This is a genomic window from Sphingomonas sp. R86520 (assembly GCF_042466285.1).
Lineage (GTDB): Bacteria > Pseudomonadota > Alphaproteobacteria > Sphingomonadales > Sphingomonadaceae > Sphingomonas.
The window spans coordinates 3,886,500-3,908,150 of the sequence record NZ_JAXHBZ010000001.1 but is presented as its reverse complement, the minus strand read 5'-3'; the positions used below and the strand labels follow the sequence as shown (position 1 = coordinate 3,908,150).

The following is a 21,651-nucleotide window of genomic DNA, read 5'->3' as shown; positions in this document are numbered from 1 at the left end:
GATATGGCCCGATTCCTGAAATCCCTTCTGCAAATCCCTGGTCCGGGAGCCTATAGTCCGATCTGCAGGCTGGCGCGCAGCGATAGGGCAACGCGGCCCTGCTGCTGCTCGGCATTGAACTCGCCGCCCATCCGGAAGATGCCGTTGCCGCCGACGCCGCGCAGCTTGCCGACCCAGCCGCTGGTGCGCTTGTCCGGAGTCAGCGTGAACGACTGGCCGCCTTCGAACGACGCGGTGGTCGCGCCCAGGCCACCACCGACCAACTGGCGACGACCGCCTTCGGCCTCGACGCGGAACCAGCCATCCTCGAACGTCGGGCTGCCGAAGTTCAATCCGACCGCGGTGCTGCCGGTGACCGCAAGCTCGTCGCTGGTGCGTGCGCGCATCACCAGGTCGATCGCCTTGCCGCCGCCGGTCTCGCTATAGCCATCTTCCTTCAACCGGTAATAATCGATCGCGAGCACCGGCCGGAGCACCAGCATGCCCTTGCCGGCATCCCATGAGATACCGCTCGACGCCGCGTACAGCGTGCCGTTCCAGTCGCCCTTCGACGTGCGCTCGACCTTCTCGCTGCCGATCGCCCCAGTGAACTGGCGCAGCCCGTCGAACTGGACCTTCGCCCCGGAAACGCGGGCATTGGCCTGCAGATCGCCCCAACGCCCGCGCCAGTACCCGGCCAGCTCATACTGGTCCGAATTCACTTCGTTATCCGTGCCATCGTCCGAATCCTGGCCGTGCAGATACGCCAGCGACGTCCCGAAATTGCCCAGGCCGGTCTTGTACTCCGCACCCGCAGAGACGCCCCAGCCGCTGATGTCGTAGCCCGCGGTATCGGCGACGCTCTTCGACGTGCCCCACGCGACCTGAGTCACCCAATAACCCCATTTTCCCTCGTCCTTGAACGGGCCGTGCGGGTCGGCGAGCACGCGAGCGGTCGCGCGCGAGCCCATCGTGACGGCCTCGAAAGTGCCGCCGGCATGGTCGGGCAGCATCTGCCGGACCGAGCCGCGGAACGTGTCGCCGTCGGTGATGTTGAGGAACGCACCGCCGATCTTGGTATCATTGCCGAGCGCCTTGTAGATCGCGTCGTACGCCGACGCCTGCGAGCGGTTCAGGCCAAGCTCGGTCGACGATTTGCGCGCGATGTCGACCGCGAGTTCGTTACTGGCACCTGTCGCGATGCTACCCTTGTACAGGAACGGCAGCAGCGTCGTCGCCGCCGTCAAATTGGCCGCACCGGTCAACGTACCGGCGCGCAGGACGAGATAGCGGCCTTCGGCGTCGACCACGTTGGTGAGCTTCAACGTGAGCTTCGAATCCTTGTCGAACGCTGCCGTTCCGGCGACCTGGATCATCGTGCCGGTGCCGCCAGTCTTGTCGAGCGTCACCGCGAGCACGCCGCCGGCACTGACCGACAGCGACGCGATCGACGCCGCCTTGGTGATGTCGAGGGTGCCACCGTTGACCGCGACCGCAAGGCCGCCGGCGTTGGCGAGCGTCCCGGTGAACCGCGACGTGCCGGCGAGCGTCAAGGTGTCGGTACCGCCGCCGAAGTCCGCCGCACCGCTGAACACCGACGTACCCGCCAGCGTGAGCGCATCGTTCCCTGCCCCGAACACCGCGCCGCCGGTGAAGGCCGCATCGCCGGACAAGGCCAGCCGGTTGTTGCCGCTCCCGAACCGTGCGGTTCCGGCGACCGTGCCGTCCGCGACGTCGAACAGGTCGTTGCCGCTGCCGAAGCGCACGTCGCCGACGATCGCCGGCGCCGCGAGGCCTGCCGCGACCGCGGTCTGGCGGACGATGGTACCTGTCGTATTGGCCGAGAGGTCGATCGCGACGTTGCGCTCGGAGGTGGCGAGCGCGCCCGAGGCACCGATCCCGCCGCTGTTCTCGACCAGGGTCACCGTACCCGACCGATCGAGGATGCCGATCGCGGTACCGTCCGCAGCCTGCGCCGTAGCCTTGATCGTACCGCTGTTGCGGATCGTGGCGACCGAGGCGCCGGTATCGACCAGGATCGCCGTCGAGCGCGACGCCGTCGTGCCCCCGCCCGCAGCCGAGATCGTGCCGGCGTTGCGGATCTCGGGAGTCGACGAACCGCTGCCCAGCTTCAACGCGGTCGCGCTCGCGCCGTTCGCGCTGGCGGCCACCGTGCCGTTGATGCCGATTCCGCCGGCGATCGTCACCGCGCCGCCGAGACCGCCGATCGCCAGGCCATTGCCCTCGATCCCGGCATAGACGCCGCTGCCGCCAATCCCGCCGTCGACGATCAGGCCGAAGCCGGTTCCCGTCCCCGCCACCGCGCCGATCGCGACGGCGCGCGTCGCCGAACCGATCTGCACCGCCGGCGCTGCGCCATAGGAGGTGATCGCCGCCGAGCCTTCGGTGGCATCGGGAAGCCCGTCCTTGTCCTCGTCGGTATCGGTCGTGCTCGCATCCTTCGGCGGCACCGCGAAGATGATCCCGCCCGACACGTTGCCGGCGACGATCAGCGCGGAGCCGCCCTGCAACAGGTCGTCGGCGTCGAGCTTGGTCGTGTCGGCAGGCGGGGTCACATAGCGATAGCCGGTCGAGCCCAGCGCGCCCTGCACCACCAATGCGCCGGTGATGTCGCCGTCGACGCGCGCCGCGACCGCGCCCTGCCCGATGGCCGCGATCGTGCCGGCGAGCCGGACGTTGCCGGTCACGTCGGCGATCCGCACCCCGGTCGACCCGTTGCCGGTCACCGCCGTCTGCCCGTCATGGGTGAACGCGCCGGTCAGCGGGCCGCCCAGCCAGATGCCCGCCGAATTGTTGCCCTTCACCGTGATCGCACCGCTGTTGACGATCGCGCCGGTGTAGGCGCCCGCGGTGCGGATCCCGGTCCGCCCGGTGCCCGCCGCGAACGGCCCGTCGATATCGCCGTCCTTGTCGGTGTCGGTCGCGACATAGCTTTCGTCGATGATGATCTTGCCGGTCGCCGTGTTGGTGATGCCGCCGCCGGTCCCCGCGTTGGCGAGGATCCCGGTCGAACCGTCGGCATTGGTGACCTGGATCGTGCCTTCGTTGCTCACCGCATTGACGCTGTCGACCGTGACGGCGGTACCGCTCGTCGGCGTTACCGATCCAGCCGCGGCGATCCTGATGCCGTCGGGTGCCCCCGCCTTGATCGTCGAGGTCCGCACCGCGTCGGTCCGCTTGGTGTCGATCACGGTCTGCGCATGCACGGGAGCCGTGACGGCGAACAGACACGTGGTGGTCAGCAGGAGACGACGCATACGGAACCCTTTTCGATGTGTTTTCGAAAAGAGGACGGAGGCATTCGCCGCGAACCTTGGCCGGCCAGATATTATCTGGCGGCACAAGCACCGGGGCGGCGCGTTATGGGCCCGATATCTTCAGGGAAACACCATATGATCACGACCATCGCCGAACTCGACAATGTGCGCGACGACAGCAAGCGCCTCGTCACCACGCGGTCGATGATGTCGGCGGGCGCGGCGGTCGTACCGATCCCCGGCGCGGATCTGATCGCCGACATCGGCCTGCTCACGAAGCTGCTGCCCGAGATCAGCAAGCGCTTCGGTCTCGATCACGACCAGGTGCAGAAGCTCGAACCCCACCTCGCGCAGCAGGCGTTCGTGATGGCGTCGAGCCTTGGCAACACGATGATCGGGCGGACCGTGACGAAACGCATCGTCATCGCGCTGCTCCGCCGCGTCGGCGCGCGCGTGGCGGTCGGATCGATGGCGAAGTTCATCCCGTTTGCGGGTTCGGCGGTGGCGGCGACGATCAGCTTCGGCGCGATGAAGCTGGTCGGCAACGCGCATGTCGACGATTGCTACAAGACCGCACTGGCGTTGCTGCCGGCGGATCAGCGGGCGCTGGTGAACGCGAAGGGCTGATCCAATCGATCCTCCCCCGCCACGGGGAGGATCACGAGCCTTGCTAGAACGCGGCGTCCAGCCCGATCCGGATCGTGCGCGGTCGCTGCGGCGTGATCTGGCCGCTGCCGACCTGGAACGGAGTCCCCAGCGCGAAACGGTTGCCGACGCTGTCGGTCAGGTTCGTCACCCCGAGCGTCACCCCCAGCGCAGGCCGTCCGACCCGCGCCGTCAGGGCGGTGTCCAGATAATCCCCCTGCTCTTCGCCGAGCACGGGCCCAACGCCAAGCCGCGACCGCCCGACATACCGGGCCCATCCATAGACCCGCAGTTCAAGATCACGCCCGACATCCCGCCGGTAATCCGCCCCCAGTCGCCCGGCGTACCGCGCGATGTTCGGCACCTGGCTCATCCGTGCCAGCGACACGAACAGTGCTGCGCTGGGTTCCGTCACGCGGCTGTCGTTGTAGGTGAAGCCTGCGTCCAGCGTCAGCCCGGCGACCGGCTTCCACCCGCCGGTTGCGCTGAAGGTCCAGATCCGCCCATCGCCGATGTTCGCGGTACTCGGCAGGCCCGTCGCGTCGATGAAGTCCGCCTGGATATCCTGCCAGATCGTATGCGACACGCTCGCCGTCAGATACGCGGTGTCGACCCCCGCCAGGCCATAGCGCACGCCGCTCTCCAGCGTTCGCACGCGGTCATTGTCGAACCGCCGGACGAAATCGCTCTCGATCGCCAGCCCGCCCGGCCGGAACCCCTGCTGATAGCGGCCGTACAGCGACACCTTCGGCAGCACCGCCGCGATCAGCGAGGCGGACGGCAGCACGCTGGTCTCGATCCGGTCGGCCGTGACGCGCGCACGAGCGAGCGCGACCGCCTCGATCCGCGCCGGTGCGATGTCCTCGCCAGTTCCCGCCAGCGACGCCCGCGTGACGCGCGCGCCTGCGGTTGCGGTCAACCCGCGCACGAGTTGCACGCTCCCCTCACCGTACAGCGTCGCCTCGTCGATGCTGTTGCTGACGCCGGTGACCGGCGCGGGGGCATCGACCGGCCCGAGCGACCGCGAAAGCCGCGTCCGGTTATGCGTGAAGCTGCCGCCGACCACCCAGCCGAAGCCGTGTCGCATCGGTCGCCACACCCGCGTCTCGTTCGCGATCAGCGACGTCGCGTTGCGCTGCGCGAATACCCGCGGCGTACCAGCCATGGTGGTCACGGGCGTCGTCGCGAAGCCGCCGGATACAGCCGAGTCCGCACCGGGTAGTGTCCCGTCCGTCGCGGGAAGGGTTGCATCGTACCGCTCGGTCAGCGTCTGGCCGACGATCCCGGTCGAGGATTTGACCTTGAACCCGCCGATCGTGCCCGACACCACCACCTGCCCCATCGTGTAATCCGCGGAGAAGCCCTGGACGATCGCGCTCGACCGCGTCAGCGGCGGCGCGTCGCGGTCGGCATATTGGCTGTCGTCGCCCTTGGTCCACTGGCCGATCCCGCCGAGATCGACCGTCCAGCCATGCCCCGCATCGAGCCGCAGCATCGCCCGTCCGCCACCGATCCGCGTCCGGTTCACGTCGCGGCCGTCGAGCACGGGGTTGTCGATATACCCGCCCTCGCTGACGCCGTAGCCGACGACCCGCAGCGCGACGCGCTCGCCCAGCGGCAGGTTCAGCGTCGCGCCCAAATCGGCCCCCGGATCGCCGTGCCAGGTCGCCGAGAGGCCGCCAGCGATCGACGCCGATACCGCCCCGACCTCCGGCGCGTTCGGCACGGTGCGGATGATCCCGCCAAGCGACCCCGCGCCGTACAGCGTCCCCTGCGGTCCCTCCAGCACCTCGACCGAGGCGATATCGTACATTCGCAGATCGGGATCGGGCGCGTTGTAGCTGAGCCGCAGGTCGCCGAAATACTGCCCCACCGTGGTCTGGGTCGGCCCGGTGAAGCTCGAATCGGCAATGCCGCGGATGAACAGCTTGTTGCGCCCGGCGCCGAGATGCGTCGACGAAACGCTCGCCAGCCGCGCGAGGATCGCCTCGGTCCCGCCCGCGCCGCCGAGCGCCAGGTCGACCCCGTCGAGCAGCGCCACCTGCCCCGCGAAATCGCGCAACCGCACGTCGCGCTTGCTGCCGGTGACGATGATGTCGGGGCCTGCCTCCGTCGGTGCCGCGACGGGAACGCGCATCGGCCGCGGCGCTCGAACCGAGGCAACGCGCACCGCGCGGGGTAGCAACCGCCATCCGAACGGCCCGGCCGCGACGATGTCGGCGTTCGCCGCAATCGCGAGCCGGTCGAGCGCCGCCCGCGCGGTCATCCGTCCGCGCACCGCCGGCACGCGCCGCGCCCATAGCCCCGGATCGCCGACGACGATGCTCGTCCCCGACTGCCGCCCGAGCGCCAGCACTGCATCGCCGAGCCGCCCCGCCGGCAGGTCGACCGCCGGCACCCGCGTCGTCAGCGGGCCCGCCTGCGCAGGAGCGGCGACGACCAGCGCCGCGGCGACCAGACATCGCCGCATCCTCACGAGCGCGTGGACATCACCCAGTGTCCGCCACGCTTGCGGATCGCAACACCGAGAAGCGGCCCGGCCAGTCGAGGATCGCCCGACAGCTTGGCGGTCGCGATGCTGCCGCTGAACGCGCGCTTGGCGACGCCCGGATCGGCACGCAGATCGACGCCGAGCGCGCGCGACAGATCGTCCGCGACCTCCGCCAGCGTCGCGCCCTCATACGCCAGCACGCTGTCGCGCCACGATCCGACGCCGGCGACATCGATCGTCGTCACCACGGCCTTGCCGTCGCGCACGAGCAGCCCCTGCCCCTTCACGAGGCGGATGCCGTCGCTGCCGGGATTATAGTCGACCGCGCCCTCCGACACCGCGACCCGGGTTTCGCCGCGCGTGTGCTTGACGTCGAACGCGGTACCGACATCGACCAGCCGCGCGCCGCCGACGCTCACCGCGAACGGATCGGCGGCGTCGTGCCGGACCACGAACATCGCCTCGCCGCGCTCCAGCGTCGCGGTCCGCGGATCGTCGCGGTCGAGCAGCAACCGGGTCGCACCGCCCATCGCGATACTGCTGCCATCGGCCAACCGGATCGTCCGCATCGACCCCGCCGCCGTCTCGACCGCGTAGGGGTGCGCGCGCGTCTCGATCGCACCGTAGCCGACGACCAGCGCCAGCGACGCCGCGATCGCGCCGCCCGCCCAGGCCGGCCAGCGTCTCCGCACAGGCGGCATCACGATCGGCGCGACCGGCACGGCGGCCGCCATCTCCTCGATATCCATCGACATCGCATGATACGCCGCCGCATGGCGCGGATCCGCCTCCAGCCAGGCGTGGAACGCCGGCCAGTCGTCGAACGCATCGCTGCCGGTCTGGATCACCCAGTCCAGCGCAGCCTCGTTCAGCGCAGGCGCGTCGATATCGTCATGCTCCGCCATCATGGCCTCCTATACGCGAAGACGGAGACGGTGCGCTCAAACCTCATCATGACGTCGCTTTGCATCGATCATCGCGCGATACGCCTTGCGCAGGTCGCCCTCGACGGTGCTGAGACTCACCCCGAACTCGGCCGCGACCTTGCGCTGTTCGACCCCGTCGATCCGGTGACGCCGGAAGATCCGTGCCGCCCGCTCGCCGACCGACTGCAACGCCGCCTCAGCCAGCGCCGCCTGCTCGCGCGCGATCACGACGCGTTCGGCAGAGGGCTCCTCGGACCGGTCGAGCGAAGGCCCTCCCGTCGCCGCGGTCCATTCCCGATCGCGCTTCTCCGCCTGCCGCACCGCACGGTGGCGATCGAGCATCAGGTTGTTCGCCATCCGGTAGAGATACGACAGCGGCGACGCGATCGGCCCGGTCGGCGCGGTCTGGATTCGCACCCACAGCTCGTGCAGCAGATCCTCCGCATCGCCCGCGCCAAGCGAGCGGATGAACCGCAGCAGCGTGTCGCGGTTTGCGAGAAAGACGGCCTCAAGGCCCGAGGAGTCCATGTTCCGCCCGTGTCGAATAGGCCGCCGACCGGCGCGCAGCGGCGCCGTGTTCCCCGCGGACGTACAGCGCTTGGCGGCGAGAAACAATCGGCCCTACCGGTGGACCAGCGTCCAGCCCTGCGGCAGATAATCCGTCGACATGTAATAATAGAACAGGCAACTGCCGTCGCGGCGATAGGTGCCGCCCTTGACGATGCCGAGCGCGGTGGTGCCCTCGAACACCGGCGCGCCGCTGTCGCCGCCCTGGCAGGTCGGCCCCTCGACCGCGACCCAGGTCGGCAGGCACGCGCCGCCGCACAGGTCGCCGGCGGGCGCGAAGTCGACCATCGCCACGACCGCGCAGCTATAGCCGGTCCGTTCGCCGCGATGGCACACGAAGTCGCCCGCGCGCGTGCTCGTGCGGTAGCGCCACGTCGCGACCGGCCGCGCGAGCGTCTTGGCGGTGTCGGCGTAGAACAGCGGCGCGAAGCGTGCCGGGGCCGAGGCAGGCGCGACGTTGACCTGCACGTCCTGATACCCCCAGCCCCATTGCCCGACGAAATCCAGCGGCCATTCCTGGCGACGGCCATCCGAGGGCCGCGTGCCGACATAGGACAGCGTGTCCGGGCAATGCGCCGCGGTGACCACGCCGTCCCGCGTACCGTCGTTCACGACGAAGCCGGTCGTGCAGGCATAGCGCTTGCCGTCGACCGTCCCGACCACGCGCCCGCCACCCTCAATCGCGCCGGCCGAAAGCGATGCGGCCATCATGCCGGGAACGACCGGAGCGGCCTCCGCCTGCATGTCGCCCGACGGCCGGTCGACGACGTCGATCCGCACCGGCACGCCGGTCATCGCTGCGATCCGACCGCGCAATGCGCCGTCGCGGTCGAGACCGGAGTCGGCGCTGGCGGTCATCACGACGAGCTCGCCGGTCCGCTGGTCCACGCCGAGCCCCGGCGGGCGCGACAGGGAATCGCGGATCTTCGCCTGATAGGCGGTGATCGCCGCCAGCACGGCGTCGCGCGTCGCGGTCGCGCCGGTGCGAAACACGATCGGCACGGTCATGCCGCCGGCGACGATCTGCTGGTCGGGCACCGGATCGGTGCCGGTCAGCAGCACGACGATCCGGTAGGCCGGCAGATGCTCGATCGCGATGCCTGCCCAGCGATCCTTGAAGGTTTCGCGCAGCGCGTCGGTCGTCGGCACGCTGTCGCCCTGCGCGCGCAGCCGGCGCAACGCCTCGTCGAACGGCACGCCGAACCGCCGCGCATATTCCCCGGCGTCCTGCATCAGCGCATCGACCGGCAGTTGCACCTGCGGCGCCTCGCTCACGGGCGAAGCGCCGATCACGCCACCGCTGGGCGTGACCTGCGCCGCCGACGCGGATGCCATCGCCACCGCCAGCAGCGCGCTCGCCATCCCGCGAACCAAAGTCTTCAACATACGGGGCGATCCTGGAGGCGTTAGGCGAACGGCGCCTGATAGCGCCATGATCTGAACCGGCGCTGTCGTGCAAGCGATCGAGGTGATTGCGTGCGATCTTACAAGCGTCCTATCAAGCATCCCATGAAGATCATGCTCTCCGCCAGCCTCGCCGTGCTCGCCTTTGCGAGTGCCCCCGCCGCCGCCCGGCAACTCACCATCGACGACGTCACGATGCTCAGCCGCGTCGGCGCGCCGACCGCGTCGCAGGACGGGCACTGGCTCGTCTGGGCACAGCGCGAGACCGATCTCGATGCGGACAAGGGGCGCTACGATCTCTGGCGGCTCGATCTGAGCAAGCCGGGCGCAGTGCCGGTGAAGCTGCTCGCGGACCCGCAGGTCAACGAGAACGATCCGCAGATCGTCGGCAGCACGGTGTATTTCACCTCCGACAAGGGCGGCGAGGATGCGATCTGGTCGGTGCCGGTCACTGGCGGGACGCCCCGCAAGCTGACCAGCTTCAAGGGCGGGTTCAGCGGCTTCAAGGTCGCGCCGACCGGCGACAGGCTGCTCGTCTGGGCGGACCGCCGCCCCGGCGCGCCGAGCCTGGAGCCGGCGATGGAGAAGAAGGACGCGAACGCGGGGGCCGGTCGGACCTACGATCAGCTGTTCGTGCGCCACTGGGACACCTGGGCGGACGGCACGCGATCGCAGTTGTTCGTCCTGCCGCTGACCGCGACGGGCGCGACCGGCAACGGCGTCCCGCTGGTCGGCGCGCTGGTCGGCGATACGCCATCGAAGCCCTACGGCGGCGGCGAGGAAGTGTCGTGGAGCCCCGATGGCCGCACCGTGTATTTCGCGATGCGCGAGGCAGGGCGGATCGAGTCGCTGTCGACCAATCTGGACATCTTCTCGGTGCCCGCGGACGGCACCACTGCGCCGGTCAACCTGACTGCGGCGAACAAGGCGACCGACAACCTGCCGACGGTATCGCCCGATGGCCGCACGCTCGCCTATTTCGCGATGCGGCGGCCGGGGTTCGAGGCGGATCGCCAGGTGCTGACCGTGCGCGACATTGCGAGCGGCAAGACGGTGTCGCTGACCGAGCGCTGGGACCGGTCGGTCGGCTCGATCGCCTGGGCGCCCGATTCGAAGTCGCTCTACGTCACCGCCGACGACACGCAGGAGACGCCGCTGTTCCGCGTCGACGCCATGAGCGGCGCCGTCACGCGGCTGACGCAGGAAGGGCATGTCGCGGCGGTCGCGATCACGCCGCGCGGAGCGGTGGTGGCGCTCGACAGCCTGACCGCGCCGGATGATTTCTACCGCATCGCGGGCACCGGCGCACCGCAGCGGCTGACCCAGGTCAACGCCGCCCGGCTCGCCGGAATCGACATGCCGACGGTCACGCGGTTCAACTTCAAGGGCGCGAACGCCGACACCGTCTGGGGCTATGCGGTCAAGCCGTACGGCTCCACCGGGAAGGTCCCGGTCGCGTACATGGTCCATGGCGGCCCGCAGGGATCGAGCAACAACAGCTGGTCGTATCGCTGGAATCCGGCCGTGTTCGCGGGTGCGGGCTACGGCCTGGTCGCGGTCGATTTCCACGGGTCAACCGGCTACGGCCAGGGCTTCACCGATGCGATCAGCAACAATTGGGGCGGCTGGCCGCTCGAGGATCTGAAGAAGGGACTGGCCGCCGCGACCGACAAGTTCGCATGGCTCGATGCCGACAATGCGTGCGCGCTCGGTGCGTCGTACGGCGGCTACATGATGAACTGGTTCGAGGGTCAGTGGCCCGATCGCTTCAAGTGCATCGTCCAGCATGACGGCGTGTTCGACGCGCGCGCGATGGCATACGAGACCGAGGAACTCTGGTTCGACGAATGGGAGCATGGCGGGAAAGCCTATTACGAGGACCCGCAGGCGTTCGAGAAATGGAACCCGGTCAATTACGTCGCCAAGTGGAAGACGCCGATGCTGGTGATCACCGGCGAGAAGGACTTCCGCATTCCGTACACGCAGGGGCTGGCGACGTTCACCGCGTTGCAGCGCCGCGGCATTCCGTCGCGCCTGCTGGTGAACCCGAACGAGAACCACTGGGTGCTGAAGCCGAAGAACTCGCGCCAATGGTACCGCGAAGTGCTGGGCTGGATGGGGAAGTGGACGGCGAAGTAGGGGTAACCCTCTTCCTCCAAGGCTCCACCCCGGCGAATGAGTACTACCCCGGCGAATGAGCACCACCCCGGCGAAGGCCGGGGCCCAATTGGGAAGGTAGAAGTAACGAAGGGCTGTCCGCCGTTGCCTCCGTTCCCCAATTGGGCCCCGGCCTCCGCCGGGGTGGTGTTTGGTGGTGGTAGCGCCGCATAACCAACCGTGACGTGTTTCCCCGCGAAGGCGGGGACCCAGTCTGGGCGCCCGCCTTCGCGGGAGAACAAGGGGGGCGGACAACGCTCCCTTGGTCAGTGTGCCTTCGGCTTCTTCACCGCGTGCAACCCCAGCGCGATCGCGCCGCCAAGGATCAACCCGACGATCCCTGAGAAAAACGCGTTCATCGCCCAGTTTACCGCGCCCTTGGCGAATGGCACAGCGTGCGAAGCCGCCTCCGCCGTATCGTGGATCCAGTGCGGCACCGTCGTGAGCCCGAACGTCTCCACCCCGTGGACGATGATCTGCCCACCGACCCACACCATCGCCGCGGTCCCGATCACCGACAGAGCCGACATCACCAGCGGCATGCCGTTTACCAGCCCACGCCCGATCGCCTGCACCACCGCGCTGCCCCGCTTGGCCAGATGCAGCCCGATATCGTCCATCTTCACGATCAGCGCGACCACGCCGTAGACGCCGATCGTGATCGCGATGCCGACCAGCGCGAGCACCACGGCCTGTTCCCAGATCGGCTCGCTGGCGACGTCGGACAACGCGATCACCATGATCTCGGCCGACAGGATGAAGTCGGTGCGGATCGCGCTCGAGACCTTCTGGTCCTCCAGCGCCTTCGCGTCGGTCGGCGCGTCGACTTCCTCTTCGGCATGGCCGCCGCCGAACGCCTCGAGGATCTTCTCCGCGCCCTCGAAGCACAGATACGTACCGCCGATCATCAGCAACGGCGTCAGCAACCACGGCGCGAACGCACTCAGCGCCAGCGCGGCGGGCAGGATGAAGACCAGCTTGTTGCGGAACGAGCCGAGCGCGATCTTCCAGATCATCGGCAGCTCGCGCTTGGGATCGAACCCGACCATGTAGCGCGGCGTGACCGCGGCATCGTCGACCACCACGCCGATCGCCTTGCTGCCCGCCTTGCTCGTGGCCGCGCCGATATCGTCGAGGCTGGCAGCGGCAAGCTTGGTAATTCCGGCGATGTCGTCGAGCAGTGCGACCAATCCTGTTGGCATCGATCATGTCCTTCGCGTGCGTTTACGCGCTCGGTAACGTGACAGGATTGTCATGCAACGGCTTTCGCACTTGCGGTAGTGCGCGGCGCGCGGAATGGTTGCGGCCAACGCGTTCATTGCGACAGGACCCGACATGACCGACGATTTCATCACCAACCTGCCCAAGGCCGAACTCCACCTCCATATCGAGGGCAGCCTGGAGCCCGAACTGATGTTCGCGCTGGCCGAGCGCAACAAGGTCGCGATCCCGTTCAAGAGCGTCGAGGACGTCCGCGCGGCGTATAGCTTCACCAATCTCCAGACCTTCCTCGACATCTATTATGCCGGCGCCGCGGTGCTCCAGACCGAGGAGGATTTCCGCGATCTCGCCGTCGCCTATTTCGACCGCGTCGCGCAGGACGGCGTGCGGCATGCCGAGATCTTCTTCGACCCGCAGACGCACACGCATCGCGGGATACCCTTCGACGTCGTCGCGCGCGGGCTGTTCGCGGGGATCGACGAGGCGCAGGAAAAGCATGGCATGAGCGTCGGCCTCATCATGAGCTTCCTGCGCCATCTCGACGAGGAGGACGCGTTCAAGACGTTCGCGCAGGCCGAGCCGTGGCTCGACCAGTTCATCGGCGTCGGGCTCGATTCGTCCGAGGTCGGCCATCCGCCGTCGAAGTTCGCGCGCGTGTTCGCGGCGTCGGCAGACGCCGGGCTGATGCTGTGCGCCCATGCCGGCGAGGAGGGCCCGCCCGCCTACATCCACGAGGCGCTCGACATCCTCCAGGTCGACCGGATCGACCACGGCAACCGCGCGCTGGAGGATCCGGCCCTGGTCGCACGGCTGGCCCGTGACGCGATGACGCTGACCGTGTGCCCGCTGTCGAACGTCGCCTTGCGCAACGTCGACCGGCTCGAGAATCACCCGATCGACCGGATGCTCGATCTCGGCCTGCGTGCGACGATCCATTCGGACGATCCGGCGTATTTCGGCGGCTATATCGGCGAGAATTTCCGCCAGACGGCGCGCGCGAAGAACTTGTCGCGCGAGCAGGTCGTGACGCTGGCGCGCAACAGCTTCCTCGGCAGCTTCCTCGATGACGACGCGCTCAGCGGCCACCTCGCGACGCTGGATGCCTATGTGAAAGCGCACCCATGATCGGGCGTTTCCTGGCGATCTTCGAGCCGTTTATCCTGATGCTGCTCGGCACCGTGGTGCTGGCCAGCCTGCTGCCGGCACGCGGCGAGATGGCGACGATCGTCGGCTATGCCGCGGACATCGGCATCGTCCTGCTGTTCTTCCTGCACGGCGCCAAGTTGTCGCGCGATGCGATTCTGTCGGGCCTGCGCAACTGGAAGCTGCATCTCGCGGTGCTGGCGGTGACGTTCGTCGCGTTCCCGCTGCTCGGCCTCGGTCTCAGCGCGCTGCCGTTCGTCACCGGCCCGCTGGCCGCCGGACTGCTGTTCCTGACGCTGCTCCCCTCCACCGTGCAGTCGTCGATCGCGTTCACCGCAATCGCGCGCGGCAACGTCGCGGCGGCGGTATGCAGCGCATCGTTCTCCAACCTGCTCGGGATCGTCGTCACGCCGGCGCTCGTCGCGCTGCTGATGCAGACGTCGGGGAGCGCCGGGATCTCGATCGACAGCATCGAATCGATCGTGTCGCAGCTGCTCGTGCCGTTCGTCGCAGGGCATTTGCTCCGCCCGTGGATCGGCGCGTGGGTGAGCCGCCGCAAGGCCATGCTGACCGTCGTCGATCGCGGGTCGATCCTGCTGGTCGTCTACAGCGCGTTCGGGGCGGCGGTGGTCGAGGGGCTATGGACCAAATTGTCAGTGGGCGACCTGATCCTGATCGCGCTGCTGTGCGCGGTGCTGCTCGCGTTCGTCCTGGCGCTGACGTTCTCGGTCGCACGGTTGATGAAGCTCCCGCGCGAGGATGCGATCGTGCTGCAGTTCTGCGGCTCCAAGAAGAGCCTCGCGTCGGGCGTGCCGATGGCCGGGGTACTGTTCCCGCCCGCGCAGGTCGGCGTGATCCTGCTCCCGGTGATGCTGTTCCACCAGCTGCAGCTCATCGCCTGCGCGGTGATCGCGCGCCGTTATGCCGGCGCCGCGCCCGACAATATTGATCTGAATCAGCATAGTAGCGCGTGACGGGTATTTGCTTTGTTCCGCGCGGGTAGGCAAGGCTGTCGCCCAAACGGGGAGACGATGGTGCCAGCGAACGCGCCTGACGATATTGGCCTGGACCTGACGGCGTGCGACCGCGAGCCGATCCACATTCCCGGCGCGATCCAGCCGCACGGCCTGTTGCTGGTCGCCGACGCCTCATCCGGACGCGTCGTCGCTGGCGCGGGCGCGCTCGAGAGCCGGCTCGCGGCCGACTGGTTCGGCAGCGATCTGTCGACCCTGATCGCGCAGGATGTCGGCACCTTGCTCGCCGACCAGGGGGACCGTGGCGGCACGATCGTCGCGGCACCGATGCAGGGGATCGCCGAGCGCTTCGACGTGACGATCCACCGCAGCGGCGACCATTTGCTCGTCGAGCTCGAACCGGTCGAGGCAGAGCCTGCGACCGCGGCGCACATGCTCGGCCTGCTCAACGCGATGGCGACCGGCTTCGAACGCGCGAGCAATCTCCAGGCGCTGTGCGAGCGCGCGGCGACCGCGTTTCGGCAACTGACCGGCTTCGACCGCGTCATGGTGTACCGTTTCCTCGACGACGAGGCGGGCCGCGTGATGGCGGAGGATCGCACGCCCGAACTCGGCACGTTCCTCAACCATCATTTCCCCGCGTCCGACATCCCGAAACAGGCGCGGGCGCTGTACGTGCGCAACCGGACACGGACGATCCCGCGGATCGACTATGTCCCCGCCGTGCTGCGGCCAGCAGGGTTCGAGACGATCGACCTGAGCGACGTCGCGCTGCGCAGCGTGTCGCCGATCCACCTGCGCTATCTGTCCAACATGGGGGTGGCGGCGTCGGCGTCGATCTCGATCGTCAAGGACGGGCTGCTGTGGGGCATGATCGCCTGCCACCACGGCTCGCCCAGGGGCCTGACGCCCGACATCCGCGCCGCCTCGGCGACGCTCGCCAGCGGGCTCGCGCGCCAGATCCGGGCGAAGGAGGAGGCCGAGACCTACCGCGAACGGCTGCGGCTGCGCGCCGCCGAGGATGCGGTGATCCCCAAGCTCGCGACCGACCCGGCACCGCGCAGCATCGTCACCGCGCTGCGCGACGACCTGCGGCGGATGCTCGACGGCGACGGGTTCGCCTATGTCGAGGGGAGCATCGTCGATACCGACGGCGTGTGCCCGCCCGAGGACGACATCCTCGATCTGGCGGCCTGGGCGCGGACGCGTGGCGGAATCGAGCCGTTCGCCACGCACGAACTGCCATCGGCCTTCCCGCGTGCGCGCGCCTATTCCGCCCGTGCTAGCGGCGTGCTCGCCTTGCCCCTAATCGACGAGGGCGCGATGCTGCTGTGGTTCCGGGCCGAGCATCGAGAAGAGGTCGAATGGGCGGGCAATCCGCACAAGGCGGTGACGGTCGATCCGAACGCCGTGCTCACGCCGCGCAGCTCGTTCGAATCCTGGACGCAGGCGGTCAGTGGCCGTTCGCGGCGCTGGACGCGCGAGGAGATCGAGGCCGCGCACCGCCTGCGCCGGGCGTTTCACGATGCGTACGTCAACCAGCGACTGCGGCTGCTTAACGTCGATCTGCAGCGCACGCTTGCCGACAAGGATGCGCTGATCGCGCAGAAGGACGTCCTGATGAAGGAGGTCAATCACCGCGTGCAGAACAGCCTCCAGCTGGTCGCCGCGTTCCTGTCGCTGCAGGCGAAATCGTCCGACGACGCCAAGGTGAAGGAGCATCTCGCCGAGGCGCAGGCGCGGCTCGCGGCGGTCGCGCTGGTGCATCGTCGGCTCTACCGCGACGATCAGGTCGAGTCGGTCGATCTGTCGCGGTACATCGAGGAACTGGCCGGCGACATGAAGACGTCGCTGGGCGACGATTGGGCATCGCAGATGACGCTCGATCTCGCCCCGGTGCTGGTCGCCACCGACCGTGCGGTGAACATCGGGCTGGTCCTGACCGAACTCGTCATCAACGCCAGCAAATACGCGTATCGCGGACAGGCCGGACCGATCGAGATCATCCTGGAACAGCACCGCAACCGGCTGCGCCTGATCGTCGCGGATCACGGCATCGGCAAGTCGGGCAGCCGCGTCGGGTTCGGCAGCCGGATGATGACCGCGATCGTCGCCGGGCTGTCGGGTGAGATCGAACATGACGACAACATGCCCGGATTGCGCGTGATCCTGACCGCGCCGATCGACGCGGGGCGCTGACGCCCGGGGCACGACACCCCGGCCGCACACCGCGCGCGACTACCAGTTGAAGCGCAGCGACCCGACGACGGTGCGCGATGCGCCGAAATAGCAGCTGTTGACGAAGAAACAGCTCGCGATGTGGCGCTTGTCGAACAGGTTGGCGACGTTCGCGGTCAGGCTCAAGCCTCTCAGCGTGTCGTCGAACTTGCCGAGATCATAGCCGAGCACCGCGTCGACCAGCACATAGCCCGGTGACTGGAACCGGGTGGTGATCGTCTGGCCGGCGGCCACCCGCGTCGCGGTGCCGTCGGACTTGCCGACATAGCGAACGCCGCCGCCGATATTGAACCCGGACAGCGCCCCGCCGCCACCGCTGCGTGACAGGTCGTAGTTGACGAAGCTCGACGCGCTCCAGGTCGATATGCCGAGCGGCTTGGTGCCGGTGACTCCGCTGAGCTGATCGCCCGTGCCGACGACCGGCGTGCCCTGCGTGACCTCGGGATCGGTATAGGTGCCGGCGACCGTCACGGTCAGGCCCGGCGTGATCTCGCCGCGCCCGTCGAGCTCGATTCCCCGCACCGCGACTTCACCGATCTGAATCGAGAAATTCTGGTTGGCAGGATCGGTGACCGGCACGTTCTGGCGGCGCAGGTCGAAGGCGGAGAGCGTGAACAGCGCGTTGGTGCCGCGCGGCTGGTATTTCAGCCCCGCTTCGTACTGGCGCCCGGTGACGGGCACGAACGATGCGCCATCGAACCCGGTGCCGGTCTGCGGCTCGAAGCTTTCCGAATAGCTGACGAACGGCGCGAGACCGAACCCGGTCTCGTACAGCGCGCCGAGACGACCGGTGAACGCGGTCTGGTGCAGCCGCGTCACGCCGCTGGCCAGCCCGGCCGCAGCGTTACGGTTCACGGTCGTCTGGTCGTACCAATCGTAGCGCCCGCTGGCGATCAGCTGCAGCCCACCGATCGCGATCTGATCCTGCACATAGGCGCCGACCTGATCGATCTTGCGGAAGCTGCGCGTCGCGGTGAGCGGGAAGTTCGGCTGCACGCCGCCATAGACCGGCGCGAACAGGACGAGGTTGGGAATGCTGGTCGCCGGATTACCGGTGACGCCGCTGTTGAACTGCTGGTCGTTGCTGCCCTGGTTGTTCTGCCAGTCGACGCCCGCGAGTACCGTGTGCTGCAATGGCCCGGTGGCGAACCTGGCGGTCGCGTGATTGTCGAGCGTGATCGTCCGGAACGATTCGTCCGAACCACCGCCGCCGCGCACGATCGTCGAGAAGTCGGTGTTGCGATTGGTGCCCGTGCCGGTCGTGGCGAACGCGGACAGATAGATCTGGCGGTAATGGAGGTCGACGTCGAGATAGCGCGCGCTAGTCGCCCAGCTCAGGCTGTCGGTGAAGTCGTGGCGGAACAGCAGGGTCGCCGACTTCTGCTTGCGATCGAACGCCTCATAGGCCGGTTCGCTCACGTTGAAGTCGGTCGCGAACTGCCCGAACGGGTTGGCCAGCGCAGAGCCGTACACCGGCACGCCGCTGTACGACGCCGATTCCGGATCGCGCTGATAGTTGAGGATCAGCGTCACGCTGGTCGCCTCGTCGGGCGCGAAGGTCAGCATCGGCCGCGCGTAATAACGGCGGTTGCCGGTCATCGAGACGAACCCGTCAGACCGCTCCGCGCCGGCGATGACGCGGAACAGCCATTTGTGATCCTTGTCGAGCGGCTGGTTCACGTCGATCGCACTGCGCAACAGATCGAAATTACCGCCGGCAAGCTCGATCCGCCCGCCGGATTCGGCATAGGGGACCTTGCTGGTCAGGTTGACGAGGCCGCCCGGCGTCGAGTTGCCATAGAGGACCGACGCCGGCCCCTTGATCACGTCGACCCGATCGACGAGGTGAAAATCGATCTGCGGTGTCGCGTACACGCCGCCGAGCAGCCGCATCCCGTCCATATACTGGCCGGGCGCGAAGCCGCGGACGTAGAGCTGGTCGTACCGCGTGGCGACGTTGCCGCGCTGGTTGGGCGAGACCCCCGCGACATAACCGAGCGCCTGGTTGATCGACAGTGCGTTGCGGAGCGTCAGTTCCTTCTCGTCGATGCTGGTGATCACTTGCGGCGTGCGGATCAGCGGCGTCTCGGTCTTGGTGCCGGTGCTGCCGGTCTTGCGGATGCGTTCGCCGCTGACGACGATCTCGTCGCTGCGGGTCTGCGTGTCGTCGTCCGCCAGCGCTGCGTCGCGCGTCGCAACCGGCGCGGAAACCGGTGCGAGATCTGCTGCGGATACCGGCATCGCGGCGCTGCTCAGCGCCGTTCCCAACAGCATCCCGCCTATAAACCGTCCCCGCATCGCCGTATCCACTTTGATATTGATAATGACTCGCAAAGCCCGCTAAAGGCGGTTTGCACACGCGGCAAGGAAAAATGACAGAATGTTCATGCACGGTCGGATCCTGAACACCGGCCCGATTCCGAAGAGCCGGAAGGTTCGTCCGCTCGTCTGGAGCATGGCGTGCCGGAGCGTGACGGCGCTTATCGGTGGCTATGCCGCAGCGGCGGTTCTTGCGACATTGCTGGCGCGCCTGCTCCCCATCGCGCGGATCGAGGCGACGAGCTGGGGCATGATCCTGTCGTTCCCGGTCTATGCGAGCATCGGCTTGTGGTGCTTCCACGAACACCGTCTCGCGCGGGTTGCAGCCGCGGTGTGGGGCACCGCGATCGTCGGCGGCGCTCTGCTCTGGTCGCTCGGCGTTCGCCCGTGACGTCCGCCGTCAGAACGACGTTGCGACGAAGCATGGCATGGATCCATGGCTGGCTCGGCCTGCTGGCCGGCTGGATCCTGTTCGCGATGTTCCTGACCGGCACCGCAAGCTATTTCCGGCCCGAGATCACGCAGTGGATGCAGCCGGAATTTCGTGCGACGCGAGTCACCACCGTCCACGCGGCCGAAACTGCGGTCGCGCATATGCAGCGCATCGGTGCGGATGACCTTCAATGGTATATCTATCTGCCGGACGCGCGCACCGCGGTCACGCGGGTCTTCGAGATTCGCAAGCCGGACCCCGTAGCGGCAACGCGTCGCGCGCCCGAGATCGTGCTCGATCCCGTAACCGGCGACGACGTGCATGCCCGCGAGACTCGCGGCGGCGAGCATTTCTACCGCTTCCATTTCCAGTTGCAGTTGCCGCATCCCTGGGGACGCTGGCTCGCCGGGCTGTGCGCGATGTTCATGCTGGGCGCGATCGTCTCCGGCGTGATCACGCACAAGCGGATCTTCGCCGATTTCTTCACGCTGCGCTGGAACAAGGGGCAGCGCAGCTGGCTCGACGCGCACAACGTCTCGGCGGTGCTGGCGCTGCCCTATCACGCGATGATCACCTATACCGGGCTGATCACGCTGGTCGCGATGTACATGCCGTGGCCGGTGGTCGCGAACTACGCCAAGCCCGCCGATTTCGCGCAGGCGGCATTCGGCACGCCGACCGAGCGCGCGGCGACGGGGACGCCGGCTCGGCTGATCGCGATCGGCCCGCTCGTCGCCGATGCGGAGCGGCGTTTCGGTGCACCGGTCACGACGCTGGTGGTCAGCAACCCGAACGACGCCGCGAGCACGGTCACGCTGTACCGTCACTCGAGCGCCTCGCTGAACGGGCGCGGACCGTCGGTCACCTACGCCGGCAGCGACGGGCGGTTCCTCGAAGGCGCAGGCGATGTCGGCCCCGCGCTCGCCACCGCCGGCGTGATGCTCGGGCTGCACGTCGCACAGTTCGCGGGTCCGGCGCTGCGCTGGGCGTATTTCGTGCTGGGGCTGACCGGCGCGGCGATGGTCGGGACCGGGCTGCTGCTGTGGACCGCCAAGCGTCGCAAGCCGGGTGCGGTACCGTTCTTCGGGCTGCGGCTGGTCGAACGGCTGAACATCGGCGTCATCGCCGGCCTGCCGATCGGGATGGCCGCCTACCTGCTCGCGAACCGCGTGATCCCGGCGGATGCCGCGAACCGCGCCGACGCCGAAGTCGCGACGATGTTCTGGGTGTGGGGCGGCGTTGCACTTCTCCAACTGTTGCGCCCAGCGCGTCGCGCGTGGACCGAGGGGTTCGCGATCGGCGCGCTCGCGTTCGCGGCAATCCCGGTGGCCGATACGCTCACCACGTCGCGCGGGTTGCCTGGATCGGTGCTGTCCGGCGACACGCTGTTCGCAGCATTCGACTTCGCCATGCTCGCGGTCGCCGCGCTGCTCGCGCTCGGTGCATGGCGCTCGGCCCGAAGCAAACCCGTCACAAAGATCCGCAACCCCCTATCGGAGACCGTTCATGCTTGAGGCCACGATGTTGTGCTTTGTCGGCTGGCTGCTGCTCGCGGCGACCGCATTCAAGTATCGGCGGGACCTCGGGATCGTGGCGCCGTCCGCGATCCGTGCGCTACGTTTCGTCGCGGCACTCGTGCTCGCGGTCGCGCTGTTCCATTGCGGCGCGCCATTGACCGGCGAGCGTTTCGTGCGGTTCCTGGGTGCGGCGTCGATCGCCGGCGTCGCGCTGGTGATGCTGCTGTCCTTCAAACCGGTCGAGACGATGCAGCCGGTCCGGATCGCGCTGAAGGCCGTACGACCCCGGCGCTGACACAAGGGATCGGAACGCGCGTGATCCGCTGACGTTTCTGGGAGATAGCGTCCCGTCGGCGCAT

At 68.1% G+C, this 21,651-nt stretch carries 15 protein-coding genes; 8 read left to right on the top strand and 7 right to left on the bottom strand.

Annotation, left to right across the window (positions count from 1 at the left end; translation table 11 throughout):
• Positions 1-50 precede the first annotated feature (50 nt).
• Complete coding sequence (locus tag SJY41_RS18040) at positions 51-3,257, bottom strand: autotransporter domain-containing protein (protein WP_380783591.1); 3,207 nt, start codon at positions 3,255-3,257, stop codon at positions 51-53.
• 135 nt (positions 3,258-3,392) lie between these two features.
• Here SJY41_RS18040 and SJY41_RS18035 point away from each other — a divergent pair, with 135 nt between their 5' ends.
• Positions 3,393-3,884: a hypothetical protein gene (locus SJY41_RS18035; RefSeq protein WP_380783590.1), complete on the top strand. Its 492-nt coding sequence runs from the start codon at positions 3,393-3,395 to the stop codon at positions 3,882-3,884.
• Between the two features lie 43 nt (positions 3,885-3,927).
• Here SJY41_RS18035 and SJY41_RS18030 read toward each other — a convergent pair whose 3' ends face one another.
• The 4 genes from SJY41_RS18030 to SJY41_RS18015 all read right to left on the bottom strand — a co-directional run bounded on the left by SJY41_RS18030 (position 3,928) and on the right by SJY41_RS18015 (position 9,272).
• Positions 3,928-6,372, bottom strand: coding sequence for a TonB-dependent receptor (locus SJY41_RS18030; RefSeq protein ID WP_380783589.1), 2,445 nt, complete (start codon positions 6,370-6,372; stop codon positions 3,928-3,930).
• 2 nt (positions 6,373-6,374) lie between these two features.
• Positions 6,375-7,298, bottom strand: a complete 924-nt coding sequence (locus SJY41_RS18025) for a FecR family protein (RefSeq protein WP_380783588.1) — start codon at positions 7,296-7,298, stop codon at positions 6,375-6,377.
• Between the two features lie 36 nt (positions 7,299-7,334).
• Positions 7,335-7,847, bottom strand: coding sequence for an RNA polymerase sigma factor (locus SJY41_RS18020; protein WP_380783587.1), 513 nt, complete (start codon positions 7,845-7,847; stop codon positions 7,335-7,337).
• Positions 7,848-7,940: 93 nt separating this feature from the next.
• Positions 7,941-9,272, bottom strand: a complete 1,332-nt coding sequence (locus SJY41_RS18015; protein WP_380783586.1) for a hypothetical protein — start codon at positions 9,270-9,272, stop codon at positions 7,941-7,943.
• A gap of 123 nt (positions 9,273-9,395) precedes the next feature.
• On the opposite strand from SJY41_RS18015, the gene SJY41_RS18010 reads away from it, so the two are divergent.
• Positions 9,396-11,429, top strand: coding sequence for a prolyl oligopeptidase family serine peptidase (locus SJY41_RS18010; protein WP_380783585.1), 2,034 nt, complete (start codon positions 9,396-9,398; stop codon positions 11,427-11,429).
• 284 nt (positions 11,430-11,713) lie between these two features.
• Here SJY41_RS18010 and SJY41_RS18005 read toward each other — a convergent pair whose 3' ends face one another.
• Positions 11,714-12,649: a DUF808 domain-containing protein gene (locus SJY41_RS18005; protein WP_380783584.1), complete on the bottom strand. Its 936-nt coding sequence runs from the start codon at positions 12,647-12,649 to the stop codon at positions 11,714-11,716.
• A 133-nt stretch (positions 12,650-12,782) separates the two neighbouring features.
• Here SJY41_RS18005 and SJY41_RS18000 point away from each other — a divergent pair, with 133 nt between their 5' ends.
• The 3 genes from SJY41_RS18000 to SJY41_RS17990 are packed head-to-tail and all read left to right on the top strand — an operon-like array spanning position 12,783 to position 16,984.
• Positions 12,783-13,793 (top strand): adenosine deaminase, encoded by a 1,011-nt coding sequence (locus tag SJY41_RS18000; RefSeq protein WP_380783583.1) that lies wholly within the window; start codon positions 12,783-12,785, stop codon positions 13,791-13,793.
• The gene (locus SJY41_RS17995; protein ID WP_380783582.1) at positions 13,790-14,785 is read left to right on the top strand and encodes a bile acid:sodium symporter family protein; all 996 of its coding nucleotides are present in this window, start codon (positions 13,790-13,792) and stop codon (positions 14,783-14,785) included. The genes SJY41_RS18000 and SJY41_RS17995 overlap by 4 nt, the downstream gene beginning before the upstream one ends.
• Before the next feature lie 57 nt (positions 14,786-14,842).
• Positions 14,843-16,984 (top strand): histidine kinase dimerization/phosphoacceptor domain -containing protein, encoded by a 2,142-nt coding sequence (locus tag SJY41_RS17990; RefSeq protein WP_380783581.1) that lies wholly within the window; start codon positions 14,843-14,845, stop codon positions 16,982-16,984.
• 39 nt (positions 16,985-17,023) lie between these two features.
• On the opposite strand, the gene SJY41_RS17985 is transcribed toward SJY41_RS17990, so the two are convergent.
• Entirely contained in the window at positions 17,024-19,321 is a 2,298-nt protein-coding gene (locus tag SJY41_RS17985) for a TonB-dependent siderophore receptor (protein ID WP_380783580.1), read from the bottom strand.
• An 82-nt stretch (positions 19,322-19,403) separates the two neighbouring features.
• Between SJY41_RS17985 and SJY41_RS17980 the strand changes: the two genes are divergently transcribed.
• The 3 genes from SJY41_RS17980 to SJY41_RS17970 are packed head-to-tail and all read left to right on the top strand — an operon-like array spanning position 19,404 to position 21,587.
• Positions 19,404-19,733, top strand: a complete 330-nt coding sequence (locus SJY41_RS17980) for a hypothetical protein (protein ID WP_380783579.1) — start codon at positions 19,404-19,406, stop codon at positions 19,731-19,733.
• Positions 19,734-19,765: 32 nt separating this feature from the next.
• Positions 19,766-21,289, top strand: coding sequence for a PepSY-associated TM helix domain-containing protein (locus SJY41_RS17975; RefSeq protein WP_380783578.1), 1,524 nt, complete (start codon positions 19,766-19,768; stop codon positions 21,287-21,289).
• Positions 21,282-21,587, top strand: a complete 306-nt coding sequence (locus SJY41_RS17970; protein ID WP_380783577.1) for a hypothetical protein — start codon at positions 21,282-21,284, stop codon at positions 21,585-21,587. The genes SJY41_RS17975 and SJY41_RS17970 overlap by 8 nt, the downstream gene beginning before the upstream one ends.
• Positions 21,588-21,651: the final 64 nt, after the last annotated feature.